The organism is Herbaspirillum autotrophicum (genome assembly GCF_001189915.1).
Taxonomy (GTDB): Bacteria; Pseudomonadota; Gammaproteobacteria; order Burkholderiales; family Burkholderiaceae_D; genus Herbaspirillum; species Herbaspirillum autotrophicum.
This window is the reverse complement of record NZ_LFLS01000019.1, coordinates 95,409-115,150: the sequence shown is the minus strand read 5'-3', so window position 1 is coordinate 115,150 and position 19,742 is coordinate 95,409. Positions and strand designations below refer to the sequence as shown.

19 protein-coding genes are annotated in these 19,742 nt (G+C 59.7%); 6 read left to right on the top strand and 13 right to left on the bottom strand.

The annotated features are described in order from the left end of the window. From AKL27_RS27215 to AKL27_RS15855, 6 genes are all read right to left on the bottom strand, one after another. Nucleotides 1–159 (bottom strand): CoA transferase (locus AKL27_RS27215; protein ID WP_198155985.1); only part of this gene is annotated, 159 nt, incomplete at its 3' end. Continuing rightward, on the bottom strand, nt 156–1,544 hold the full coding sequence (locus AKL27_RS15880; protein ID WP_050463820.1) for an FAD-dependent oxidoreductase: 1,389 nt from the start codon (nt 1,542–1,544) through the stop codon (nt 156–158). The genes AKL27_RS27215 and AKL27_RS15880, both read right to left, overlap by 4 nt. Before the next feature lie 36 nt (nt 1,545–1,580). After that, nucleotides 1,581–2,417: an ABC transporter permease gene (locus AKL27_RS15875; RefSeq protein WP_050463819.1), complete on the bottom strand. Its 837-nt coding sequence runs from the start codon at nt 2,415–2,417 to the stop codon at nt 1,581–1,583. Further along, nucleotides 2,417–3,184, bottom strand: a complete 768-nt coding sequence (locus tag AKL27_RS15870; protein WP_157056954.1) for an ABC transporter ATP-binding protein — start codon at nt 3,182–3,184, stop codon at nt 2,417–2,419. The genes AKL27_RS15875 and AKL27_RS15870 overlap by 1 nt, the downstream gene beginning before the upstream one ends. A gap of 86 nt (nt 3,185–3,270) precedes the next feature. Then, nucleotides 3,271–4,299, bottom strand: a complete 1,029-nt coding sequence (locus AKL27_RS15865; RefSeq protein ID WP_050463817.1) for an ABC transporter substrate-binding protein — start codon at nt 4,297–4,299, stop codon at nt 3,271–3,273. A gap of 296 nt (nt 4,300–4,595) precedes the next feature. After that, entirely contained in the window at nt 4,596–5,288 is a 693-nt protein-coding gene (locus tag AKL27_RS15855; protein WP_050463815.1) for a M24 family metallopeptidase, read from the bottom strand. 191 nt (nt 5,289–5,479) lie between these two features. On the opposite strand from AKL27_RS15855, the gene AKL27_RS15850 reads away from it, so the two are divergent. The 4 genes from AKL27_RS15850 (at nt 5,480) to AKL27_RS15835 (ending at nt 11,404) form a co-directional block, all read left to right on the top strand. Next, a complete protein-coding gene (locus tag AKL27_RS15850) occupies nt 5,480–6,460 on the top strand; it encodes a GlxA family transcriptional regulator (RefSeq protein ID WP_050463814.1) in 981 nt (326 codons plus the stop codon). A gap of 275 nt (nt 6,461–6,735) precedes the next feature. After that, on the top strand, nt 6,736–8,715 hold the full coding sequence (locus AKL27_RS15845) for a TonB-dependent receptor plug domain-containing protein (RefSeq protein WP_050463813.1): 1,980 nt from the start codon (nt 6,736–6,738) through the stop codon (nt 8,713–8,715). 14 nt (nt 8,716–8,729) lie between these two features. Beyond that, nucleotides 8,730–10,055 carry an ABC transporter substrate-binding protein gene (locus AKL27_RS15840; protein WP_157056952.1) on the top strand — a complete coding sequence of 442 codons (1,326 nt, stop codon included), beginning with the start codon at nt 8,730–8,732 and terminating at the stop codon, nt 10,053–10,055. Then, complete coding sequence (locus AKL27_RS15835) at nt 10,052–11,404, top strand: di-heme oxidoreductase family protein (protein WP_050463812.1); 1,353 nt, start codon at nt 10,052–10,054, stop codon at nt 11,402–11,404. Before AKL27_RS15840 ends, AKL27_RS15835 begins: the two co-directional genes overlap by 4 nt. A 123-nt stretch (nt 11,405–11,527) precedes the next feature. Here AKL27_RS15835 and AKL27_RS27780 read toward each other — a convergent pair whose 3' ends face one another. The 3 genes from AKL27_RS27780 to AKL27_RS15825 form a co-directional block, all read right to left on the bottom strand. After that, entirely contained in the window at nt 11,528–11,680 is a 153-nt protein-coding gene (locus tag AKL27_RS27780) for a hypothetical protein (protein ID WP_157056951.1), read from the bottom strand. A gap of 127 nt (nt 11,681–11,807) precedes the next feature. Continuing rightward, nucleotides 11,808–13,301 (bottom strand): M81 family metallopeptidase, encoded by a 1,494-nt coding sequence (locus tag AKL27_RS15830; RefSeq protein WP_050463811.1) that lies wholly within the window; start codon nt 13,299–13,301, stop codon nt 11,808–11,810. 81 nt (nt 13,302–13,382) lie between these two features. Then, a complete protein-coding gene (locus AKL27_RS15825; RefSeq protein WP_050463810.1) occupies nt 13,383–14,702 on the bottom strand; it encodes an MFS transporter in 1,320 nt (439 codons plus the stop codon). A gap of 186 nt (nt 14,703–14,888) precedes the next feature. Between AKL27_RS15825 and AKL27_RS15820 the strand changes: the two genes are divergently transcribed. Then, nucleotides 14,889–15,806, top strand: coding sequence for a LysR family transcriptional regulator (locus tag AKL27_RS15820; protein WP_050463809.1), 918 nt, complete (start codon nt 14,889–14,891; stop codon nt 15,804–15,806). 13 nt (nt 15,807–15,819) lie between these two features. On the opposite strand, the gene AKL27_RS15815 is transcribed toward AKL27_RS15820, so the two are convergent. Next, nucleotides 15,820–16,764, bottom strand: coding sequence for an EamA family transporter (locus AKL27_RS15815; RefSeq protein ID WP_083439088.1), 945 nt, complete (start codon nt 16,762–16,764; stop codon nt 15,820–15,822). A gap of 84 nt (nt 16,765–16,848) precedes the next feature. On the opposite strand from AKL27_RS15815, the gene AKL27_RS15810 reads away from it, so the two are divergent. Continuing rightward, entirely contained in the window at nt 16,849–17,328 is a 480-nt protein-coding gene (locus AKL27_RS15810; RefSeq protein ID WP_050463808.1) for an Lrp/AsnC family transcriptional regulator, read from the top strand. A 28-nt stretch (nt 17,329–17,356) separates the two neighbouring features. Here AKL27_RS15810 and AKL27_RS15805 read toward each other — a convergent pair whose 3' ends face one another. Genes AKL27_RS15805 through AKL27_RS15795 form a run of 3 tightly spaced genes read right to left on the bottom strand, consistent with a single transcriptional unit; the run spans nt 17,357 to nt 19,622 of the window. After that, entirely contained in the window at nt 17,357–17,704 is a 348-nt protein-coding gene (locus AKL27_RS15805) for a DUF3325 domain-containing protein (protein WP_050463807.1), read from the bottom strand. Then, the gene (locus tag AKL27_RS15800; protein WP_050463806.1) at nt 17,701–19,335 is read right to left on the bottom strand and encodes a PepSY-associated TM helix domain-containing protein; all 1,635 of its coding nucleotides are present in this window, start codon (nt 19,333–19,335) and stop codon (nt 17,701–17,703) included. The genes AKL27_RS15805 and AKL27_RS15800 overlap by 4 nt, the downstream gene beginning before the upstream one ends. Then, nucleotides 19,332–19,622: a DUF3649 domain-containing protein gene (locus AKL27_RS15795; RefSeq protein ID WP_050463805.1), complete on the bottom strand. Its 291-nt coding sequence runs from the start codon at nt 19,620–19,622 to the stop codon at nt 19,332–19,334. Before AKL27_RS15795 ends, AKL27_RS15800 begins: the two co-directional genes overlap by 4 nt. Between the last annotated feature and the right edge of the window lie 120 nt (nt 19,623–19,742).

Genomic DNA, 19,742 nt, shown 5'->3' with positions numbered 1-19,742 from the left:
ATCGCCGGCGCCGATACGTTCGATCTTGATGACATCGGCGCCGTAATCGCCCAGCATCTGGGTGCAGACCGGGCCCATCATCACTTGCGAAAAGTCGACGATGCGAACACCGCTGAGCGGCAGATTCTGATCGCCGCTGCCGCCGATATCGGTGCTCATGCAGCCTCCTGCGCGGCCGTATTGCGGATAAACGGCGGCACGGCCAGCCTGGCGCTGCCGTCGTGACCGGGATCGGCACCTTGCGCCAGCAATAGCCGCTGCACCGTAGCAACATCGACATTGCGTACCGTGACGCCGCTGCTCAATGCCACCGCTGCCGCGACACCGGCCGCCTCGCCCATCGCCATGCACGGTGGAATTTCACGTGACATTTTCTGCGCCTGCGACGTCGCCGAGTAATGACGTCCCGCGACCAGCAAATTGTCGATGACCTTCGGCAACAGCACGCCATACGGCATGTAGTAATCGCGGCCACGGGCAATGCTGTCATCGAAACGGGTACGCTGTGCCAGGTCTTCCTTGGTCATGACATATTCGCCCTCCAGCAGACGCGTCTGCCGCACACCAGTTTGCGGCGCGACATCAATCACATGACAGTTCTCGAAACCAGGCATGTTCTGACGCACATAATCGACCAGCGCGTGAATATGCGTGCGACCTTTCACTTCCGCCAGGGTCAGGTCTTCGACCTTGGTGCCATCCAGGCCCGGAATATGCGGACAGTTGCACCAGACGATGCCCGGCAACGGCGTCTTCAGCCACCAGTAAGCCCACGAGCCGCCAAGCACCCGTTTTGCCTGGCGATCGATTTCTGCGAATTTTTCCGGTTCTTCCTGTTCGAAGCGTTCTGCCGTTTCGGTATCGACACCGCCCAGACGGAATACGGTGGTGACAATATAATTGCCGCCGGTATGCGGCGCACCGGCAGATGCCGCCACGTCAAGATCGCCGGTAGTGTCGATCACGACGTCGGCCAGAATGGCTTCGCGGCCATTCTTGGTATCGCAGATGACGCCCTTTACCTTGCCATCTTCGACCAGCGTGCGCGAGAACCAGGAATGCAAGCGCAGTTTGATGCCCAGTTCGGCCACCATCTCCAGCGCCACCCGTTTCCAGCCGTCGGGATCGAAGGCGGCCGCAAAGCAGATCGGATGCGGCGTGGTCTTGCTATGGAAATCAAACGTGCCCCAGCGCGCCCAGCGCTTGTACATCTCCGGATCCCCGCCCCATTCATGATCCTTGGGAAACATGGCCAGTCCCAGCGCTGCCATGCGTTCGATCATGGTCATGCAATTGCCGCGCACCGAAATTTCCTGACGGTGACTGTCCCACATATCGTCCAGCACCAGCACCATACCGCCGGCGGCAAGTCCGCCCAGATGGTTATAGCGTTCCAGCAAAATCACTTCAGCGCCATTGCGGGCAGCAGCAACCGCCGCCGACAATCCCGCCGGTCCGCCGCCGACCACCACTACCTGCGCCGTTGCCGCGATGCGTACGTCGTGCGCGGATTCCTGGATCCAGTCATTTATTTTGGTATGCATAAAACTCTTTCATGAAAAATATAAGACACCTGCTGCTTAATGCGTCACCGCCGGCCACCTGATCACCCAGCGTTCGATCAGCGCGACGATGAAAAAGAAGGCTCCCGTCAACGCCGCACTCATGACGATGGCGGAGTACAGCAGCGCGGAGTCAAAGTTGAAGGTGGCCTGGATGATCAAGGCGCCAATCCCTTCGGTGGAACCGATCCATTCCCCGACAATGGCGCCGATCACCGACATCGAGGCGGCAATACGCAATGAAGAAAACAGGAATGGCAGCGAGTGGTAAGCCCGCAGTTTGAAAAATACTTCGGTCTTGCTGGCCGACAGCACGCGCATCAACTCCAGCGTCTGCGGGTTGACCGAATCCAGGCCTTTGACCATATTGATCAGCGTCGGAAAGAAGCACACCAACGCGGCAATGGTGATTTTCGGTTCGATGCCGTTCCCCATGATGAGCACCAGAATCGGCGCCTTGGCGACAATCGGAATGGAATTGATCGCGACGAACACCGGGAACAAGGTATCGTTGAGCGTCTTGTTGTGAATGAAGACCGTGGCCAGCAAGATCGCCACGATATTGCCCAGCAAGAATCCGCCCAATGCTTCGAGCGCCGTCAACTGCACGTTTTGCAGCAGTACCGAAGACTTGCTGTACAAGGTTTGCGCCACCAGCCACGGTGACGGTGCAATGAACGGCTTGATGTCGAAACCGGCAACTACCGCCCACCACAACACCAGCAATCCCAGCATGCCGGCCAGCGGCAACAGCCGTCGCCGGCGCAGACGCTGACGCCGCTCGCGCAGATAAGTATCGGCCTCCACATCCGGTTCGGTGACCAGCAGGTCACGTTGCAAATCAAGCGTAGTCATCAGCAAGCCTCCAGCACGCGGCGCAGATGCGCGGCGAGTGCGACAAAGTCAGTGGTTTCGCGCACATCCAGCGTGCGATCTTCGGCAAGATTGACCGGCACGATTTCTTTCACCCGTCCCGGATTGGCTGCCAGCATCAAGACCCGCTGACCCAGAAATGCAGCTTCATAAATGCTGTGTGTCACAAACAGGATGGTGATGCCGGTTTCTTTCCATACCCGGCGCAACTCTTCGTTCAGGCGATCACGGGTGATTTCGTCGAGCGCGCCGAACGGCTCATCCATGAGCAAGATCCGCGGCCCGCTGACCAACGCCCGGGCAATCGATACCCGTTGCCGCATGCCACCCGACAGTTCGTGCGGATAGGAATTTTCCCAGCCACTCAAGCCCACCAGTTCCAGCAATTCGCGTGGTGTCGACTTGCCGGCGCGCTTGGCGCCGCCGGCCACTTCCAGCGGCAGCTCGACGTTCTGCAATGCCGTGCGCCACGGCAGCAAGGCGGCATCCTGAAACACAAAGCCGATATCGCGTCGCAACCGGGCTGCTTCCGGCGCTGCCCCCAATACATTGATGCTGCCTTTGCTCGGATTGATGAGATCGGCGACGACGCGCAACAGGGTCGACTTGCCGCAACCGGAGGGGCCGAGCAAGGTCAAAAACTCGCCTTCGGCCACGTCCAGGTCGAGTCCCTGCAACGCGGTAACGCTGCGCCGTTCGGTAAAAAAGCGGACGCCCAGATTGCGGCAGGATATGGCGCTGCCGGCCATTGCCGGCAGCGGTATGGTGCCGGGCGACACCAGCCCCTGCGCCACCTTGTGATGTGACGCGTGATGTGTAATTGCAGACTGCATGATTATGCTTTCAGACGTGAAGCCAGCGTCGCGGCGAGAATATCCATGGTGTAGACATCTTCCGGTTTCGGCGTGTGCTTGGTGAACTGTCCCAGTTGACTGTACATATCGATTTGCTCTTGCCATACCACCGGGTCCATCGCGCCCCAGCCGTGCACCTGGGTGTTCTGATTGAAGGCGTAGGTCATGAAGGTATTGATGGCCTCGCGCTCATCGGCACGATTCAGATTGGGAAATTCCTTGACCAGCATATCGACGGCGCGATCCCGGTTGGCATTGGCGTAGACATAGCCGCGCGCAGTCGCCTTCAGGAATCGTTGCAGCACATCAGAGCGGCTCTGGATGGTCTTGACGGTGGCGTAGTAAGGCAGCGCATACAGGCGCACGCCGGCATCCCACATGCGCAAATCGATACGATCGGGTCCCAGCGCCTTGAGCGCCGTGGTGTTGGTTTGCCAGCCGGCAATCGCATCTACCTGGCCGGCCAGCAGCGGACTCATGTCGGTGCCGATGGGGATGATTTGCACTTCTTTTTCCGGCACCTTGTTCTTCGCCAGCAATGCCTTGAGCAGGATCATGCCGGTCGAGTGGATACCGATTTTTTTACCGGCCATGTCTTTGACGGTGCGCACCGGATTCTTTTTCAGTGAAAAGAAACAGTAAGGATGTTGCTGCAAGCCGGTAGCAAAACATTTGATCGGCAATCCTTGCGACGCAGCCAGCATGATCGACGGACTGGAAGAGATCTGGCCGACCTCGAAACGACCGGAGGCAACCACCGCAACGCCATCGGTACTCGGGCCGCCGGATTCGATCTTGAGTTCTATTCCTTCCTGCGCGTAGAAGCCCATCTGCTTGGCGACGACTTCCCCGATCTGGTTCCCGCCCGGAATCCATCCCAGTTGCATGCTGACGACAGCCTTGTCTGCGGCCAGTGCCTCGCAAGATAAAAATGTCCCGCTGAAACCCGTTACGGCAACGGCACCGGCTTGCAACAAACGCCTGCGCCTGACATCAAAAACTTCCGACATAGTTCATCTCCTGTTTGTTATGGCAACACTTCAAACACTGGCTGTCACACCGTGTCATTGAGTTTCTTGTGGATGGACTATAACGACGGCATCGCGCTCGCGATAGCGCTAGATTTCTTCATGGGCGATGCTTTTTTTAGAGCGCTTGATCAGCGCCGCGAGCAGAAAAACCAAGTCGCAGTGCAGCATTTTTTGTCGCGGAACAGGACAAAAGACAGGCCGTGCAAGGCCAGATGGAAGGCAGGAGACAGGTGCGGCGCAATCAACGCCGTGATCGCGCCCGGCTCGATATTCAGTTACGCAACATAATGCGCGTCATCGAGCAGCATATCCTCGAAGAAAGCGCCGAATTCACCGGCCGGATCACGCAAATGGATCTCCAGTATCCAGCGCATTGCCTGTGGTGCAACCTCGAATTCGGCCAGTGAGCCGGTGTGAATCGCGGCGTGCGGGAAATCCGAGATGCGGTGGCCGGGCAAGTCCATGTTCAGCTCCCAGCCAAGTTCATGCGCCCGTTGCGCCGCATAGCGATACAGGCCTTGACCGCTCAACTGATGTTCGCGCCAGACTTTGCGTACTTCATGAAAGACGATCTGGGCATCGCGTGCACAGCGTTCGCGGCGCTTGTCGCTGCCGACCGTAAACGAGGCGCCGCCGTCACCTTCCCAGAGATCGACGCGCGGTGCGATATCGATGAAGAAAATGTCATTCTCCTGCAGCACCACGCCGGGTGTCGAGGCCAGCTTCATCGCTTTCATGGTGTTCCGGCCAAAGCGGACCCGGGTCGGATGCCAACTGCGCGCATGTCCCTGCGCCAGCAAGATCTGCTGCGCCTGCACTACTGCCTCTTCTTCCAGCATGCCGGGCCGGACCATGGCGGCAATGTCGTGAATCGCCCGCCGCGTTGCTGCCCGCGCTCGCAACATTCCTTCATCGCTGAATGCTGCGCCTACACTTTCTGCTGCCTGATATTCTGCTGCCTGCTTCATACACTTCTCCTGTTGGCCGGTTCGGGATTGCGCTGACTTCGCTGCGCTCAAGTATGCGTATCGCGGGACCCCGACAGAAGCACGACATGACGCGGCAAACTGCCAGCAGCAACGACTTTTCTGCCATGCGCTGCGGCCGGCGGCAAAGCAGGCTAAGGTAGCGCATGATTTGAACTGCGCAGGAGCTGACCATGCCCGTTATTGCCATGCTGGTGTTTCCCGGTGTGCAAGCCCTTGATGTTTCCGGACCGCTGGACGTGTTCGCCGAAGCCAACCGTTTCTTGCCGGCGGCGGCGCATTATCAGTTGCACGTCATCGGCAGCATCCCTGGCATGATTGCCTGTTCCAACGGCATGCAACTGCTGCCGCAGCAGTACTACGCCGATGTCGTCATGCCCTTCGATTTGCTGCTGGTGGCCGGTGGTCCGGACCTGCCAATGCAGCCGCCCGATGCCGCGTTGTCGGCGTGGTTATGCACCACCACTGCGCGCGCCCGCCGTTTCGGCTCGATCTGCAACGGTGCGTTCTTGCTGGGTCATGCCGGTCTGCTGGCTGGCAAGATGGTCACCACGCACTGGAATGACAGCGCCGTACTGGCTGCCATGTTTCCCGCAGCGCGGGTCGACGCCGACCGCATCTTTTTACGCGACGGCAATCTCTACACCTCAGCGGGCGTGACGGCCGGCATTGATCTGTCGCTGCATTTATTGTTTGAAGATGCCGGCCCCGAAGTTTCGCTGCAAGTGGCCAAGCGGCTGGTGGTATTCACTCAGCGCTACGGCGGTCAATCGCAATTCAGTCCCTATCTGACACCCCATCTGCCGGCCGCTGCGGCCGCGCCGTCGCCGGTCGCCCAAGTGCAACAACATGTGCTGGCGCATCTGGGCGAGGATCTGACGGTCGATGCATTGGCGCGACAGGCCGGCATGAGCGCGCGCAACTTCGCCCGCGTATTTGCGCGCGATGCCGGCGTCACGCCAGCCGAATTCATTGAAAATGCCCGTCTGGATGCGGCGCGGGTCATGCTCGAAGCCAGCCGCGAACCGCTCAAGACCATCGCCTGGCGCTGCGGTTTTCGCAATCGCGACCACTTGCGCGCCGTATTTGTCAAACGTCTCGGCTTGACTGCAATGCAATACCGCAGCAATTTCGCCGGCTTCAATCTGCGCTGAAACCCTTTCCGGATAAGCACCTCAGGCCAATATCGGCCGCTTCGCTGCGCATTGCCATTGCAATTTGTGCCACGGACATTTATAGTTCGCTATCTCCGGCTGAATATAGCGTATATAACTATAGACTGCGTTAACAGCATCGATTGCCGTGCATAGTCCGCGTTGATCGGCCGGTGCGAATTGCCTTTGATGCGCAATGTGCCTGCACGTCGCGTTCGAGGGGTAGTTACGGCTATCGCTATATCCATAAAAATATTACGAGGGGATTTTCCATCATGAAAAAGAAATTGCTTGCACTGTCGATCTTGCCAGTGTTGATCAACAACGCCTTTGCTGCGCCTGACAGCAGCGTCTTCACGCTCGGCGAAATCCGGGTGACCGCCAGCGGCAATAAAGACAGCGACAACTTCGGCGGCAGCACTGTCGATATCGATGAAATGCGCCAGCAAGATCGCAATACCGTCGGCGAAGCCTTGAATCTGGCACCGGGCATCAGCTTGAGCAAGGTCGGTGCGCGCAATGAACAGATGGCCTACATCCGCGGTTTCGATCTGCGTCAGGTGCCGATCTATGTCGATGGCATTCCGGTCTATGTCCCGTATGACGGCTATGTCGATCTGGCCCGCTTCAGCACCTTCGACTTGTCGCGCATCGATGTGGCCAAGGGTTTCAGTTCTGCCTTGTATGGTGCCAACACGCTGGGCGGTGCGATCAATCTGGTCAGCCGTCGTCCGGAAAAGAAATTCGAAGGTGAAGTCGGCGGCGGCATCGTGTTTGGCGACAAGGGCGGCATGTCCGGCCAGCAGTATTACGGCAACGCCGGCACCAATCAGGGCAGCTGGTATTTGCAGGTCGGCGCGTCGTATACCAATCAGGACTTTTACATGTTGCCGTCCTCATTCACACCGACCAAGACGCAAGGCAGCGGTGAGCGCAACAACAGTGCTCAGCATGACTCCAAGGTCAACATCAAGATTGGTCTGACGCCGAATGCGACCGATGAGTACGTGTTCAATTACATCAACCAGCATGGCGTCAAGGATGTGCCGCCTTATACTGGCGCCGATCCGGATATGGCCATCAGGTACTGGCAATGGCCGTACTGGGACAAGGAAAGTTTTTACTTCCTGAGCAAGACCCAACTCGGCAATCACACGCTGAAGTTCCGCGCCTTCTACGACACCTTCAAGAATTCGCTGTCGCAATTTACCAATGCGACCTATACCACGCTGGGCACCGGCAGCAGCGCGCCGAGCTTTTACAATGATTTCACCACCGGCTTCAGCGTCGAAGATGATATCCGCATCGGTGAACGCAATCAGTTGCAGATCGCTTACAACATCAAGACCGACGTACACCGCGAAAACGCCGTGGGCCAGCCGGTACAGACCGACAAGGATCAAACCCAGACGCTGGCGATTGAAGACACGCACGCCGTCACTGACCGGCTGACACTGGCGACCGGCCTGTCATTCCAGCGTGCCGAAGTATTGAGTGCGCAGAACTACAACTCCACCACCAAGGTTCTCAGCAATTACGAGACCGGTTCCAAGTCCGCACTGAATGGCCAGGTCGGCCTCAATTACAAGCTCAATGACAGCGACTCGGTACACGCCACGATTGCACGCAAGAGCCGCTTTGCCACCATCAAGGACCGCTATTCATATCGCATGGGCAGGGCGATTCCGAATCCCGAACTGCAACCGGAAAAAGCCACGCATTACGAAATCGGCTATCGCGGCAAGGTGGCCGACAAATGGATGCTGGGTGCCAATCTGTTCCGCAGTGACATCACCAACATGATTCAGGCCACCTCCATCACCAGTTCGATTTCGCAACAGCAAAACGTCGGCAAGGTGGAAGTCAACGGCATCGAACTCGAACTGCGCGGCAGCATCGGAAGGCTTGATCTGGGCGGCAACTACACGCTGATGAATCGCGCCAATCTGAGCAATAACAACAAGCTGACCGATACGCCAAAGCAAAAGCTGTTCACTTATGCGACCTGGAATGTCAGCGAAGGCTGGACCGTCAATGGCAGTTTCGAAGCCAACTCCATGCGTTACTCCAGCACCGACGGCAAGCAGGTCGTTCCGGGTTACGCGGTCACCAACGGCAAGCTCGGCTACCGCACGAATGGCGGTCTGCTGGTGGAAGCCGGCGTGCGCAACATGTTTGATCGCCTGTATTCCTATACCGAAGGTTTCCCCGAAGCCGGACGTACTTACTTTGTTCAATTCAATCAATCGATGTAAACCAGGAGTCGCAGATGTCATCGAAGATGCAAAAGTCATTACTGCCGAATCGGCGGCGTCTGCTGCTGGCGCTGAGCGGCGCCAGCCTGTTGCCGGCTTTGCCGCTGGCCGCGCTGGCGGCAGCACCACGCCAGATCAACATTCTCACCAGCTATCCGGATGAAGTGATGGCGCGCTTTGAAAGCGCGTTCGAAAAGCGTTATCCGCAATACCGCATCCGCTTTCTGTGGCGCATGCCGCACGACGCGCTGCCGTATCTGGAACAGCAAAGCGGCAGCGAAACGGTGGATGTGTACTGGTCGGCGTCACCGCGCACGTTTGCGCGGCTCAAGGATCAGCGCTTGCTGCGCAAGCTCGATATCGGTCACGGCACTTTGCCGGCCCGCATCGGCAAGACCCAGATTTCCGATCCCGACGGTTATTACCTGGCGACCGAAATCGCTGCGTATGTATTTGCCTGGAATCAAAAGAAACTCGACGTCCTCGGTGTTGCGCCGCCGCGCGACTGGCCCGATCTGGTCAATCCCAGACTGCGCAACAACATCGCCTTGCCGGTGCCGTCCGAAGTCGGCTTTGCGCCGGTGATGTTCGACATCGTGCTGCAAGCTTATGGCTGGAAAGCCGGCTGGGCCATGTGGAGTGAAATCGCCGGTTTGTCGCGACTGGTGCGACGCGGCTCGACCTTCATCAGCGACCTGATCGGTTCCGGCGACACCGCAATCGGTTTGTCGATCGACTTCTTCGTCAATGCCGCGATTGCCAACGGCGCCGATATCCGGCAACGCTACCCGATTCACAACGGCATCAATCCGGGCCATATCGCGTTACCGCTGGCCGGCAACAATGCCGCCGGTGCCCAAGCCTTTGCCGAATTCGTGTTGTCGCCGGAAGGCCAGCGCTTGCTGACGCTGCGCGACATCCGCAAATTACCGGTGCGGCCGGAAATCTATACCAATGCCGACAGCAACGAATTCAATCCTTTCCGTGCCGCCGCCGACGGTGCCATGAATTACGACGGCGAACGCGGACGCTGGCGACTGGCGGTGATTTCCGCCATCTTCAGCAGCATGCTGGCCGAACCGCATGCCGAGATCAGCGCCTTGTGGCAACGCGTGCATGTGGCGGAAGCGGCCGGCAAGCCGATGGCTGAAGTACGGCAACTGCTGGAAACGCCGCCGGCCGATGAAGCGATGGCGGAAAGTTATGCCGTCAAGAAATTGTTCTACAACGATCTGGAAGGCGCGGTCGCGACGCGTCAGGACATCATGCAAAACTGGAGCGCGACCTGCGCCAAACGACGTGCACAAGCACAAGCCTTGCTCGACAGCGCAGGCGCATGATGCGCCGGTTCACCATCCGCTGCTGCCTGTTGACGGTTGCCGGTATGCTGCCAGCCGTGGCATCGGCAGCCGGCCCCTACGCCACCACCAATGTCACGCGCGAAGCATTTTCGCAGCCGTTGCCGCAACTGCCGGAACAACTGCGCGACAGTTTTGCGCGCGGCCGTTCCCTGTTTCGCCAGAACTGGGTCATCGCACCGGCGCGTGACAGTGAAGTGGATGGGCTCGGCCCGTTGTACAACCGCATTTCCTGCATCGCCTGCCATGCCGCCAACGGCAAGGGACATGCGCCCGATGACCCGCGCGAGCGCGCCGGTTCGTTGCTGGTGCGTTTATCCGTCGCCGGACAAGATGCGCATGGCGGCCCCAACCCCCATCCGGTCTATGGCGATCAATTCAATGAAGCCAGCATTCCGGGGGTGCCGGCCGAAGGCCGGGTCAGCGTCAGCTGGCGCAGCCATCAGGTAACGCTGGCCGGTGGTGAAAAAGTCAGTCTGCGGCAACCGCGTTTGCGCTTTCATGAACTCGGTTACGGTGCGCTCGGCAAGGTCATGACCTCGGCCCGGGTCGGACCGCCGGTATTCGGCCTCGGCTTGCTGGAAGCGGTACCCGAACAGGCCTTGCTGACACTGGCGCAGCAAGCACCGGCGCGCGCCGTGCGCGGACGGATCAACCGCGTCTACGATGTACAGAGCGGGCAAACCGTGTCCGGACGCTTCGGCTTGAAAGCCAATCGCAGTAGCTTGCGCGATCAGATCGCTGCCGCCATGGCCGGCGATCTCGGCATCACCTCGACCTTGATGCCACACGACGGTTGCATGCCAGCCCAGACTGCCTGCCTGCAAGCGCCCCATGGCGGCATTCCGGAATTGTCGGATCAGCAACTGGATGACTTGACGATTTATCTCAGCTTCCTGGCACCGCCGGCAGCACGCGACACTGACCGTACCGACGTCAAACGCGGCGCGCAATTATTCAAGGCTGCCGGTTGTGTGGCCTGCCATCGTCCGCACTTGCCGCTGGCGCAACATCCGCTGCTGGGCGATCTGAGCGGCACGGAGATTGCGCCCTATACCGATCTGTTGCTGCATGACATGGGGCCGGGTCTGGCCGATGGCCGTCCCGATTATCTGGCCAATGGCCGCCAGTGGCGTACCGCGCCGCTGTGGGGCGCCGGCTTGCTGCGCAAGATGAATGAACGGGCCGGCTATCTGCACGATGGCCGTGCCCGCAATGTGCAGGAAGCGATCTTGTGGCATGGCGGCGAAGCACAAGCGGCGCAACGCCGTTACGTGCAACTGACGGCGGAAGAACGCAAGGCGTTGCTGGCGTTTATCGATTCACTGTAACGATGCTGCCAGGCGCTCACTGATACAGGCCGGAGATGCGGCTCAAGGCCATGCGCACGGCAACCAGACGACCATTGCCGCAGCGCCGGTAAACGCCATAGAAGCGGAAAAAGTCATCGATTTTCATGTCGTCAACCGATAGCCGGTGACATTGGTATTGGTCTTGACCGGTGCCACAGCGGGTGCCGCCGAGGGCGCCTGTGACGCCAGCCAGACCACGATCAGCGACAGAAATACCGCGCCGCACATAAAGCCGAGAAAAAATCCTTTTTTCATGATGTTCCCTCCTGACTGCTGCCATAGTGACAATCGTCGTACCCTGAGAGAAATCATAAAGCGCGCGGCCATGGCGAAAACGACAAAACCTTGTCAGATTGCGCCAGATGCACAGCCAATCAAATACTCAGTTCAGGCCAGCCTTGAACGGCTTGCCGCCAGGACTCATGCGAATCCCGTCCGCCAGCCGGGTCCACGGCAAATCGGCGGAGTCGGCGACGAATGGCCCCGGTGACTTGGCTACCAGCACGCTTTCGGCAATCGGCTGGAAGTCGGCGCGGAAATGGACCGAACTCTTGTTGACCAGAATCTTCATCTGCTCCGGTGCAATGCCGGCGGCGCGGTACAGATTGCGGTCTTGCATGGCGACCTTGACCGAGCTGACGGCAATGCGGATGTCGTCGATTCTGAGGCAGGCCACCGGTCCCAGTTCGACCTGCATGCCGTTCATCATCGGACCATCGAGCCGGCAACTGCCATCCGCCAAATATTCGACGTGGAACGTGGCGTGCAGTGGTTCGTCACCGGGCGTACCGGATTGGCCGCCGAGCGCCAGCGTGATGTCGCTGCCGACACCGCTCTGATGCGCCAGTGCGGCAGCCGCGGGGTCGAACAGCAAACCCAGTGCTGCGCCCTGCGCCTTGCAGCGTATCAGTGCCCGCAGCATGCCGGTGGTATTCGAATCGCCACCGGCGCCGGGATTATCTTGCGTGTCGGCAATCACCACCGGACGCGATGCATGTTGCGCAATGCGCTGCGCTTCCAGTACCGCTGCATCGGGGGTCATGAACTCTACCCGCCATGCATTTTCACGCGCCAGCAATTCCTGATACAGGCTGTCGACGGTTCGCTCGACCACGGCGGCATCCTTGCCGTAACCCCAGATCACCGGACCGCATTCAGGAAAGTCGGCGGCCGGGAAACCGGGGGCGAACGATAAGGCGACGCCGCTGCTGCGTTCCATATGTTCCAGTTGCTGGTAGGTATCGCGCGCCGGTTCCAGCAAGGTGCACATGGCATTGATCGGAATCAGGAACGGCAGCCTGCGTGCCACGTGGTGCGGTTTGATGCCGCTGTTGAAACAATCGTTGAGAAATGCGGCAGCGCGTTCGCCGGTTGCTGCCATGTCCACATGCGGATAGGTGCGAAACGCAATCAGGCCATCGGCATTGGCCAGCATTTGGGCGGTGACGTTGGCATGCAGATCCAGACTTGCCACGATCAGCACATCGGGACCCACTACCTGCCGCAGGCGGGCCAGCAATTCGCCTTCGCCATCGTCGATATGCTGCGCCACCATGGCGCCGTGCAGATCGAGATAGATGGCATCGACGGTTTCCGCTTGCGCGGCGGCCACGATTTCACCGGCAATGCGCTCATAGGCATCTTGCGTCACATGCGCCGATGGTGTGGCGCCGGCCCAGATGACCGGCACCAATTCATGGCCCGACATGGCATTGATGAAACCGCCGATGGGTATATTGACTTCGCGCATGGCCAGCATATCCGCGCCGCGCCGCATGGCCGGAAAACCTTCGCCGCGCACGAAATTGTCGTAGCTGGCCGGTGACGGCGCGAAGGTATTGGTTTCGTGCTGAAACCCGGCGATCAAAATGCGCATACAAAATCCTTCATACTCTGATGGTGACAAATCAAATCATGCTTGCCGCCGGCACCGGGCCGGCAGCGGTTACGCGCAATCTCAACCGCGTGCGGGCTTGCGTGACAATGGCGGCAACACCGGCATGACGCGCTTGTTGAGTACCACGGCAATGCTGCCCAGCACCAGCAAACCGACCATCACGTACAGACCGGCGTTGAGACTGCCGTAGGTGGTCTTGGCCCAGCCGATCAGCGACGGGCTGAAAAATCCGCCGAGCAAACCGATGCTGTTGATCAACGCAATGCCACCGGCGGCGGCCTGGCCTTTCAGATATTCCGACGGCATCGCCCAGAATACCGTGTAAGCCGCCCAGATACCTGCGGTAGCAACACTCATGCAGACCATGAACAACACGAAATTGTCCGGCACCAGCGCCGCCAGACCCAATGCCAGTGCCGCTGCCAATGCTGCCAGCGCCACGTGCCAGCGCCGTTCGCGCAAGCGATCCGAGCTGCGGGCCAGCAGCAACATGACCACGCCTCCAACCAGATACGGGATCGCCGAATACAAACCGATCTGCATGACATCCACGATGCCGGCATTCTTGATCATGGTCGGCAACCAGAAGCTGATGGTGTAGATGCCGCAGATAAAGCAGAAGTAACTGAACGCCATGACGTAGACGCGCGGGTCCTTCAGCACCGTCAGGAACGACGAATGCGAGGTTTCCGGCTGGACGATATCGGCCGCCAGCAATTTCTTTTCGCGCTCGGACAGCCAGCGCGCATCGGCCGGCTTGTCGACCAGGAAGAAGTAAGCGAACACGCCCAGCACCACGCATGGCAAGCCTTCCAGCAGGAACATCCATTGCCAGCCGTGCATGCCGTGGCTGCCTTCGAAGGCAGTCATGATCCAGGTCGAGACCGGGCCACCGAGCGTGCCGCCCAACGGGCCGACCAGCATCAGGACCGCCAGCGCACCGGCCATCCGCGAGGATGAGTACCAGTAGGTCAGATAGAAAATCATGCCCGGAGCAAAGCCGGCTTCAAACACGCCCAGCATGAAGCGCAGGATATAAAAGGTCTGCGCGTCGCGCACGAACAGCATGGCGGCGGAGGTCAGGCCCCACAACACCAGGATGCGGCTCATGGTCTTGCGGGCGCCAACCTTGACCAGCAGCAGGTTGCTCGGCACTTCAAACATCACATAGCCGAGGAAGAAAATGCCGGCGGCCAGGCCGTAGACGGCATCGCTGATACCGATATCTTGTTGCATCTGCAGCTTGGCAAAACCGATATTGATGCGGTCAAGATAGGCAAAGAAATAGCACACCAACATCAGCGGCAGCACGCGCCAGCTGATTTTGCGGTAAATCGCGGCAAGCTCGGCGGCTGAACCGTTAAGGCGCTCGGTAGTCATTGATAGGTCTCCTGGCTGATCGTTCTTGTTGAGTCGGCAAATGATTCAGGAATCCGGAAGTGTTGACAATAGCAACGACAGTCAATTATCGTTGCCCATCGAGCAACGCAAGGCAAGGCATGCCGATTCCCTTGATCCGCGCCCGCCCGGCAACCACGAAACCCCTTCCACCAAGGCAAGCCAGTCATGAATGAAATCAATCAGCGGCGCATGCATTACTTTCATGAAGTGTTGCTGGCCGGCTCCATCCGCGGTGCGGCAGATAAGCTGAACATCGCGCCGTCGGTGATTACCCGGCAAATCAAATTGCTGGAAACCGAACTCGCGGTCACCTTGTTCGAGCGCCGGCCGCGTGGCGTGGCGCCGACCGAAGCGGCCGGCATCTTGCTGGACTATTATCGTGGCTGCCGCTCGCAGCAAGAACTGCTGACCGCGCATTTGCAGGAGCTCAACGGCTTGCAACGCGGCCATGTCGATATCGTGGTGACCGAAGGGTTCATCGATCCGCTGATGGATGAGATCGTGAATGATTTTTGCCGACAGTATCCGCGCCTGAGCGTGGTGGTCGAGCAAGTCTCTGCCAGTGAAGTGGTGACGCGCCTGATGGAAGATTCGGCGCATATCGGTCTGGCCTTCAATCCGCCGATTGATCCCGCCGTGCGCTGCCGGCTGCGTACTACCCAGCCGGTGTGCCTGCTGGCCGCCACCGATCATCCGCTGGCGCAAAGCGCGGCCCCGGTCACCATCGCCGATGCCATGCGCTATCCGATTGCGCTCATGCCGGCCACCTTCGGCTTGCGGCACATCATGCACATGGTGGAGTTTTCAGAAAAGATCCGAATCACGCCGATGCTGACCACCAATTCGATTGCGGCCCTGAAGCGTTTTGTGCGCAGCGGCGCCGGCCTGACCTTCGTGCCGGCATTCGCAGCGCGCCGCGAAATCGATGCCGGCGAACTGGTCGCGCTGGATCTCGGCCATCCGATTCTGGCCAGCGCCGAAACCCGCGCCATGGTGCGGCTCGGACGGCAATTGCCGGTGGCCAGCAATATGTTGCTGACGCAGATCCTGTCGCGCTTGTCGATCTTTGCGCGTCAGACCTGAGGTCTGCCCCGCGTCACCCCGGCATGATCAGATCGCGTTCGGCCTGCAGTTTGGCCATGCGCGCCCGGTGCGCGGTCACGGTACTGCCGGCCGAGGCCACGATGATGCTGACAATCGCCAGCCATTCGAGCCCGCTCAGATGTTCCCCGAGAATCACCAGCGCTGCCAGCGCGCTGATGGCCGGTTCCATGCTCAGCAAGATACCGAAGGTATGACGCGGCAGACGTTTGAGCGCGACCATTTCGAGTGAGTACGGAATCGTGCTGGAAAGAATCGCCACGCCGAGTCCGATCAGCAATAGCGACGGATCGAGCAAGGCCATCCCGGCATGGGCGACACCGAACGGCAACACCGTCAGCGCTGCCACCGACATGCCGAGCGCCACCGCCTGACCGCCATGCAAACTGCCGGCGCGCTGACCGAAGATGATATACAGCGCCCAGCACACGGCGGCCGCCAATACATAGGCGACACCGACCGGATCGAGCGAGCTGGCGCCATGACCGAACGGCAGCAACAAGGCCAGACCGGCAACAGCAAAAGCGATCCAGACGAAATCGACCAGCCGCCGCGACGATGCCATCGCCACCACCAGCGGGCCGGTAAATTCGATGGCAACCGCAATGCCCAGCGGAATGGTTTTGAGCGCCATGTAAAACAGCAGATTCATCGCCCCCAGTGCCACCCCGTACAGGATCACCGAACGCACATCGCGCGCCGTCAACGGCCAGCGCCACGGCCGCCAGATGGCAATCAGCAGCAAAGCCGAAAACACAACGCGATAAGTGGTGGTGCCCTGCGCACCGACGGCGGGAAACAATTGCTTGGCCAGCGAACTGCCCACCGCCAGCGACACGATGCCGCCGATCAGGGCGGCAACCGGCAGCAGTGCCGTCAGCGTGGCAGAAGCAGGAGCAGACGCCGCAGCGCCAGAGGAAAGATTGGTCTGATTTGACATCGGCTGAGCATACGCGGAATACGTTGCGCTTATGGGCATAATCAGGCGGCAAGCCAACTTTTTCCGTCTTATAATCGGCGCATCATGCCGAAATCATTCAACATCGATGCCTTTGACCGCGCCCTGCTGGAATTGGTACGCCGCAATAATCTGACACCGGCGCACGCGCTGGCCAGCCAGGTCGGACTTTCCGAGAGTGCGGTATTGCGCCGCTTGCGGCAGTTGCGACGGGATGGCGCGATTACTGCCGATGTCGCGGTCCTGAATCCGGCGGCTTTCGGTTCAGCGCTGACGATGCATGTGCATGTGACGATGGAACGCGAAGGCAGCGCCGTGCTCGATGCCTTTACCCGCAAGGTCAGGCAACGGCCGGAAGTGCGTCATGCATGGTATGTCGCCGGCGATATCGACTTCATCCTGCAAATCGAAGTGGCCAGCATGGAAGCATTCGATACCTTCAGCCGCGAAGTACTCAATGACGATCCGAATGTGCGCGCGTTTCGCACCATCATTGCGATCCGTCAGATTGTCGACGCCACCAATGCCTGCCTGCCGCCGTTATGAGAGACGGGCAACTTTGCCCGCCGGCCCATCAGCCAATCAGCCAGGCCACACCACAAGCGAGTGACAACAATGCCGCCAGCCGGCCGCTTCTGATCGTCCAGTGCGGTACGTAACTGAGCACCACGACGCTGATCAGCGCTGCCATGGTAATGGTTCCCATCCAGTACACCGGTCCGATACCCCAGCCGTCGGTCACCACACAAATGGCAAACGTGACCACCAGCGCCAGCGTCCCGGCCAGCCGGCAACGTGTACGGATCTTCGGCGGCGGCTCGGTGCCGCGACCATGCACGTCGGCATAGTGGCGGTCCATGCCCATGCTCAATGCACTCCAGCCGCTGTAAGCCAGCGCCAGACAAATGACGAAGGCAATCATGCGGCTTCCTTTTGCGGTTCCGCATGCTTGCGGACAGCGACTGCGGCGGCACCGCTTTTACTCCTGGCCTTGCGTCCCACCTTGCGCGCCGCTGCTGCCAAAAACAAACCCAGCGCCAATACCGTCAAATCAAATCCGGCCACTGCCCACGGCCCGCGTCCCTGCAACAGCGTCACGCCCAGATGCGACGAGGTGGTGAACACATTCAACACCGGCAAACCGATGAACAGCAAGGCACCGGCCCGCAATTGCCATTGCCACATGCGGCGGTCGGGCCGGAGTTGCGCCAGTACCGCAGCCACCCCCCAGGCGGCGAAGAAACAGGTAATTTCAGCTTCGGCCCGTTTTTCCAGCACGATCGGCAACAGACGGTTGGCCCAGAAATAGGCGGCAAAGGCAATCGGCAGACCGGCAATCGCGCCGATGTTCAGGCCATCCACCAGACGCAGCCCGAAACCGACGCGCCCGCCCTTGGCCAGCACCTTGGCATGCCCCTGTCGTTCCTTGACCGCCCATAACAAAGCGCCGGTGGCGACCATCGCACAGCCGGCCAGACCACAGAGGAAAAACAAGACCCGCAGCAAGGGTTGCGCAAAATGCGCCATGTGCAAACCGTACAAGGCACCGCGCGTTTGCGCTGCGGGCGCGATCTGATCGCCATTGGTCGCCAGCAATTCACCGGTGACACCGTTGAATTGCATCGATGGCTGCAAATAGGAAAGCTCGGCGCCGCGCTGACGCGTGATCACGACGGTGGCGTTGGCATCGCCCGGATGATTGACCACCAGTCGCGCCGCCCGCGTGCCGCCCCAGTGCTGCTCGGCTTGCGCCACCAGTGGCGCCATTGCGGTCAGCGGTGCTTTGACGCCGGCGGGTTTGGTATTCGAGGAATTGCCTGGAAACACGTCGCTGAAGAATGCCTTTTCGTCTCCCTTGTATGCCATCTGCGCCGCCGACGGCATGTACATGAACATCAGCGTGACCAGTCCGGTATAGGTGATCATCAGGTGATACGGCAACGCCAGCACCGCCGTTGCATTGTGTGCATCGAGCCAGGAACGCTGGCCTTTGCCGGAACGGAAAGTAAAGAAATCCTTGAAGATGCGTTTGTGCGTGATCACGCCGCTGATGATTGCCACCAGCATGAACATGGCGCAGATGCCGACAATCCAGCGCGCCCACAGCACCGGCATGTAATGCAGGTCGTAATGCAGCCGGTACAGAAATTCACCGCCGCGGGTCTCGCGCACGTCGGCAGCTTTCTCGCCAGTGACGGTGTCGATGGTATCGCTCTTGAATTTGCCGCGCTTGCCGGCCGCCTTGTCGGCGGCAGATGGCGGCACCACGTAGCCGCCGCTCAATTCGCTGCTGCGATCCGCCGGCAAGCTGATAAACCAGCGCGGCGCCTGCGCTGCATGCTTGCCCATGTAATTGACGGCGATCTGTGCCTGCTGTCCGGTGGATGCCGGTTGCTGTGCGGCGCGATGCAATTCCGGTTTCATCCACAGCGTGATTTCTTCCTTGAAGTAGGAAGCGGTACCGGCGCCAAACACCAGAAACAAGACCCAGCACACCAGCAAACCCGACCATGTATGCAGCCACGCCATGGACTGCCGCAAACCTTCTCTCATGCCATGCTCCTCGTTATCAGCAACAGCAAGCCGAGACCGAGCGCCGGCAGCAGAATGCCGAACCAGGCGCGCCAGGCACTGCGCGCGGCGAACACCCAGATCACGGCGCCGGCATAGAGCGCAAACGACAACAGGGTGGCGGTCAACACCGCTTCGGCACGCGCCATGGGCAGCCACAGCGCCAGCAAGGCAATCGCCACCGCGGTCAGCGCATAGCCGCCGAGGATGGCAGCGAGCGCGCGCGATGCGACGGCAAAACGGTAACCAATGGCGGTACCCGGTTTCATGCACGCCCCCCGGCGTCAGCGACATCAATGTCGCGCGTGTGAATAACTGGTGTTGGCATCTGGTGGCTCAAAAAATGGCGTCACCTGTACCCTGCATCAGGTCGCGGCCTGAGCAAGCGG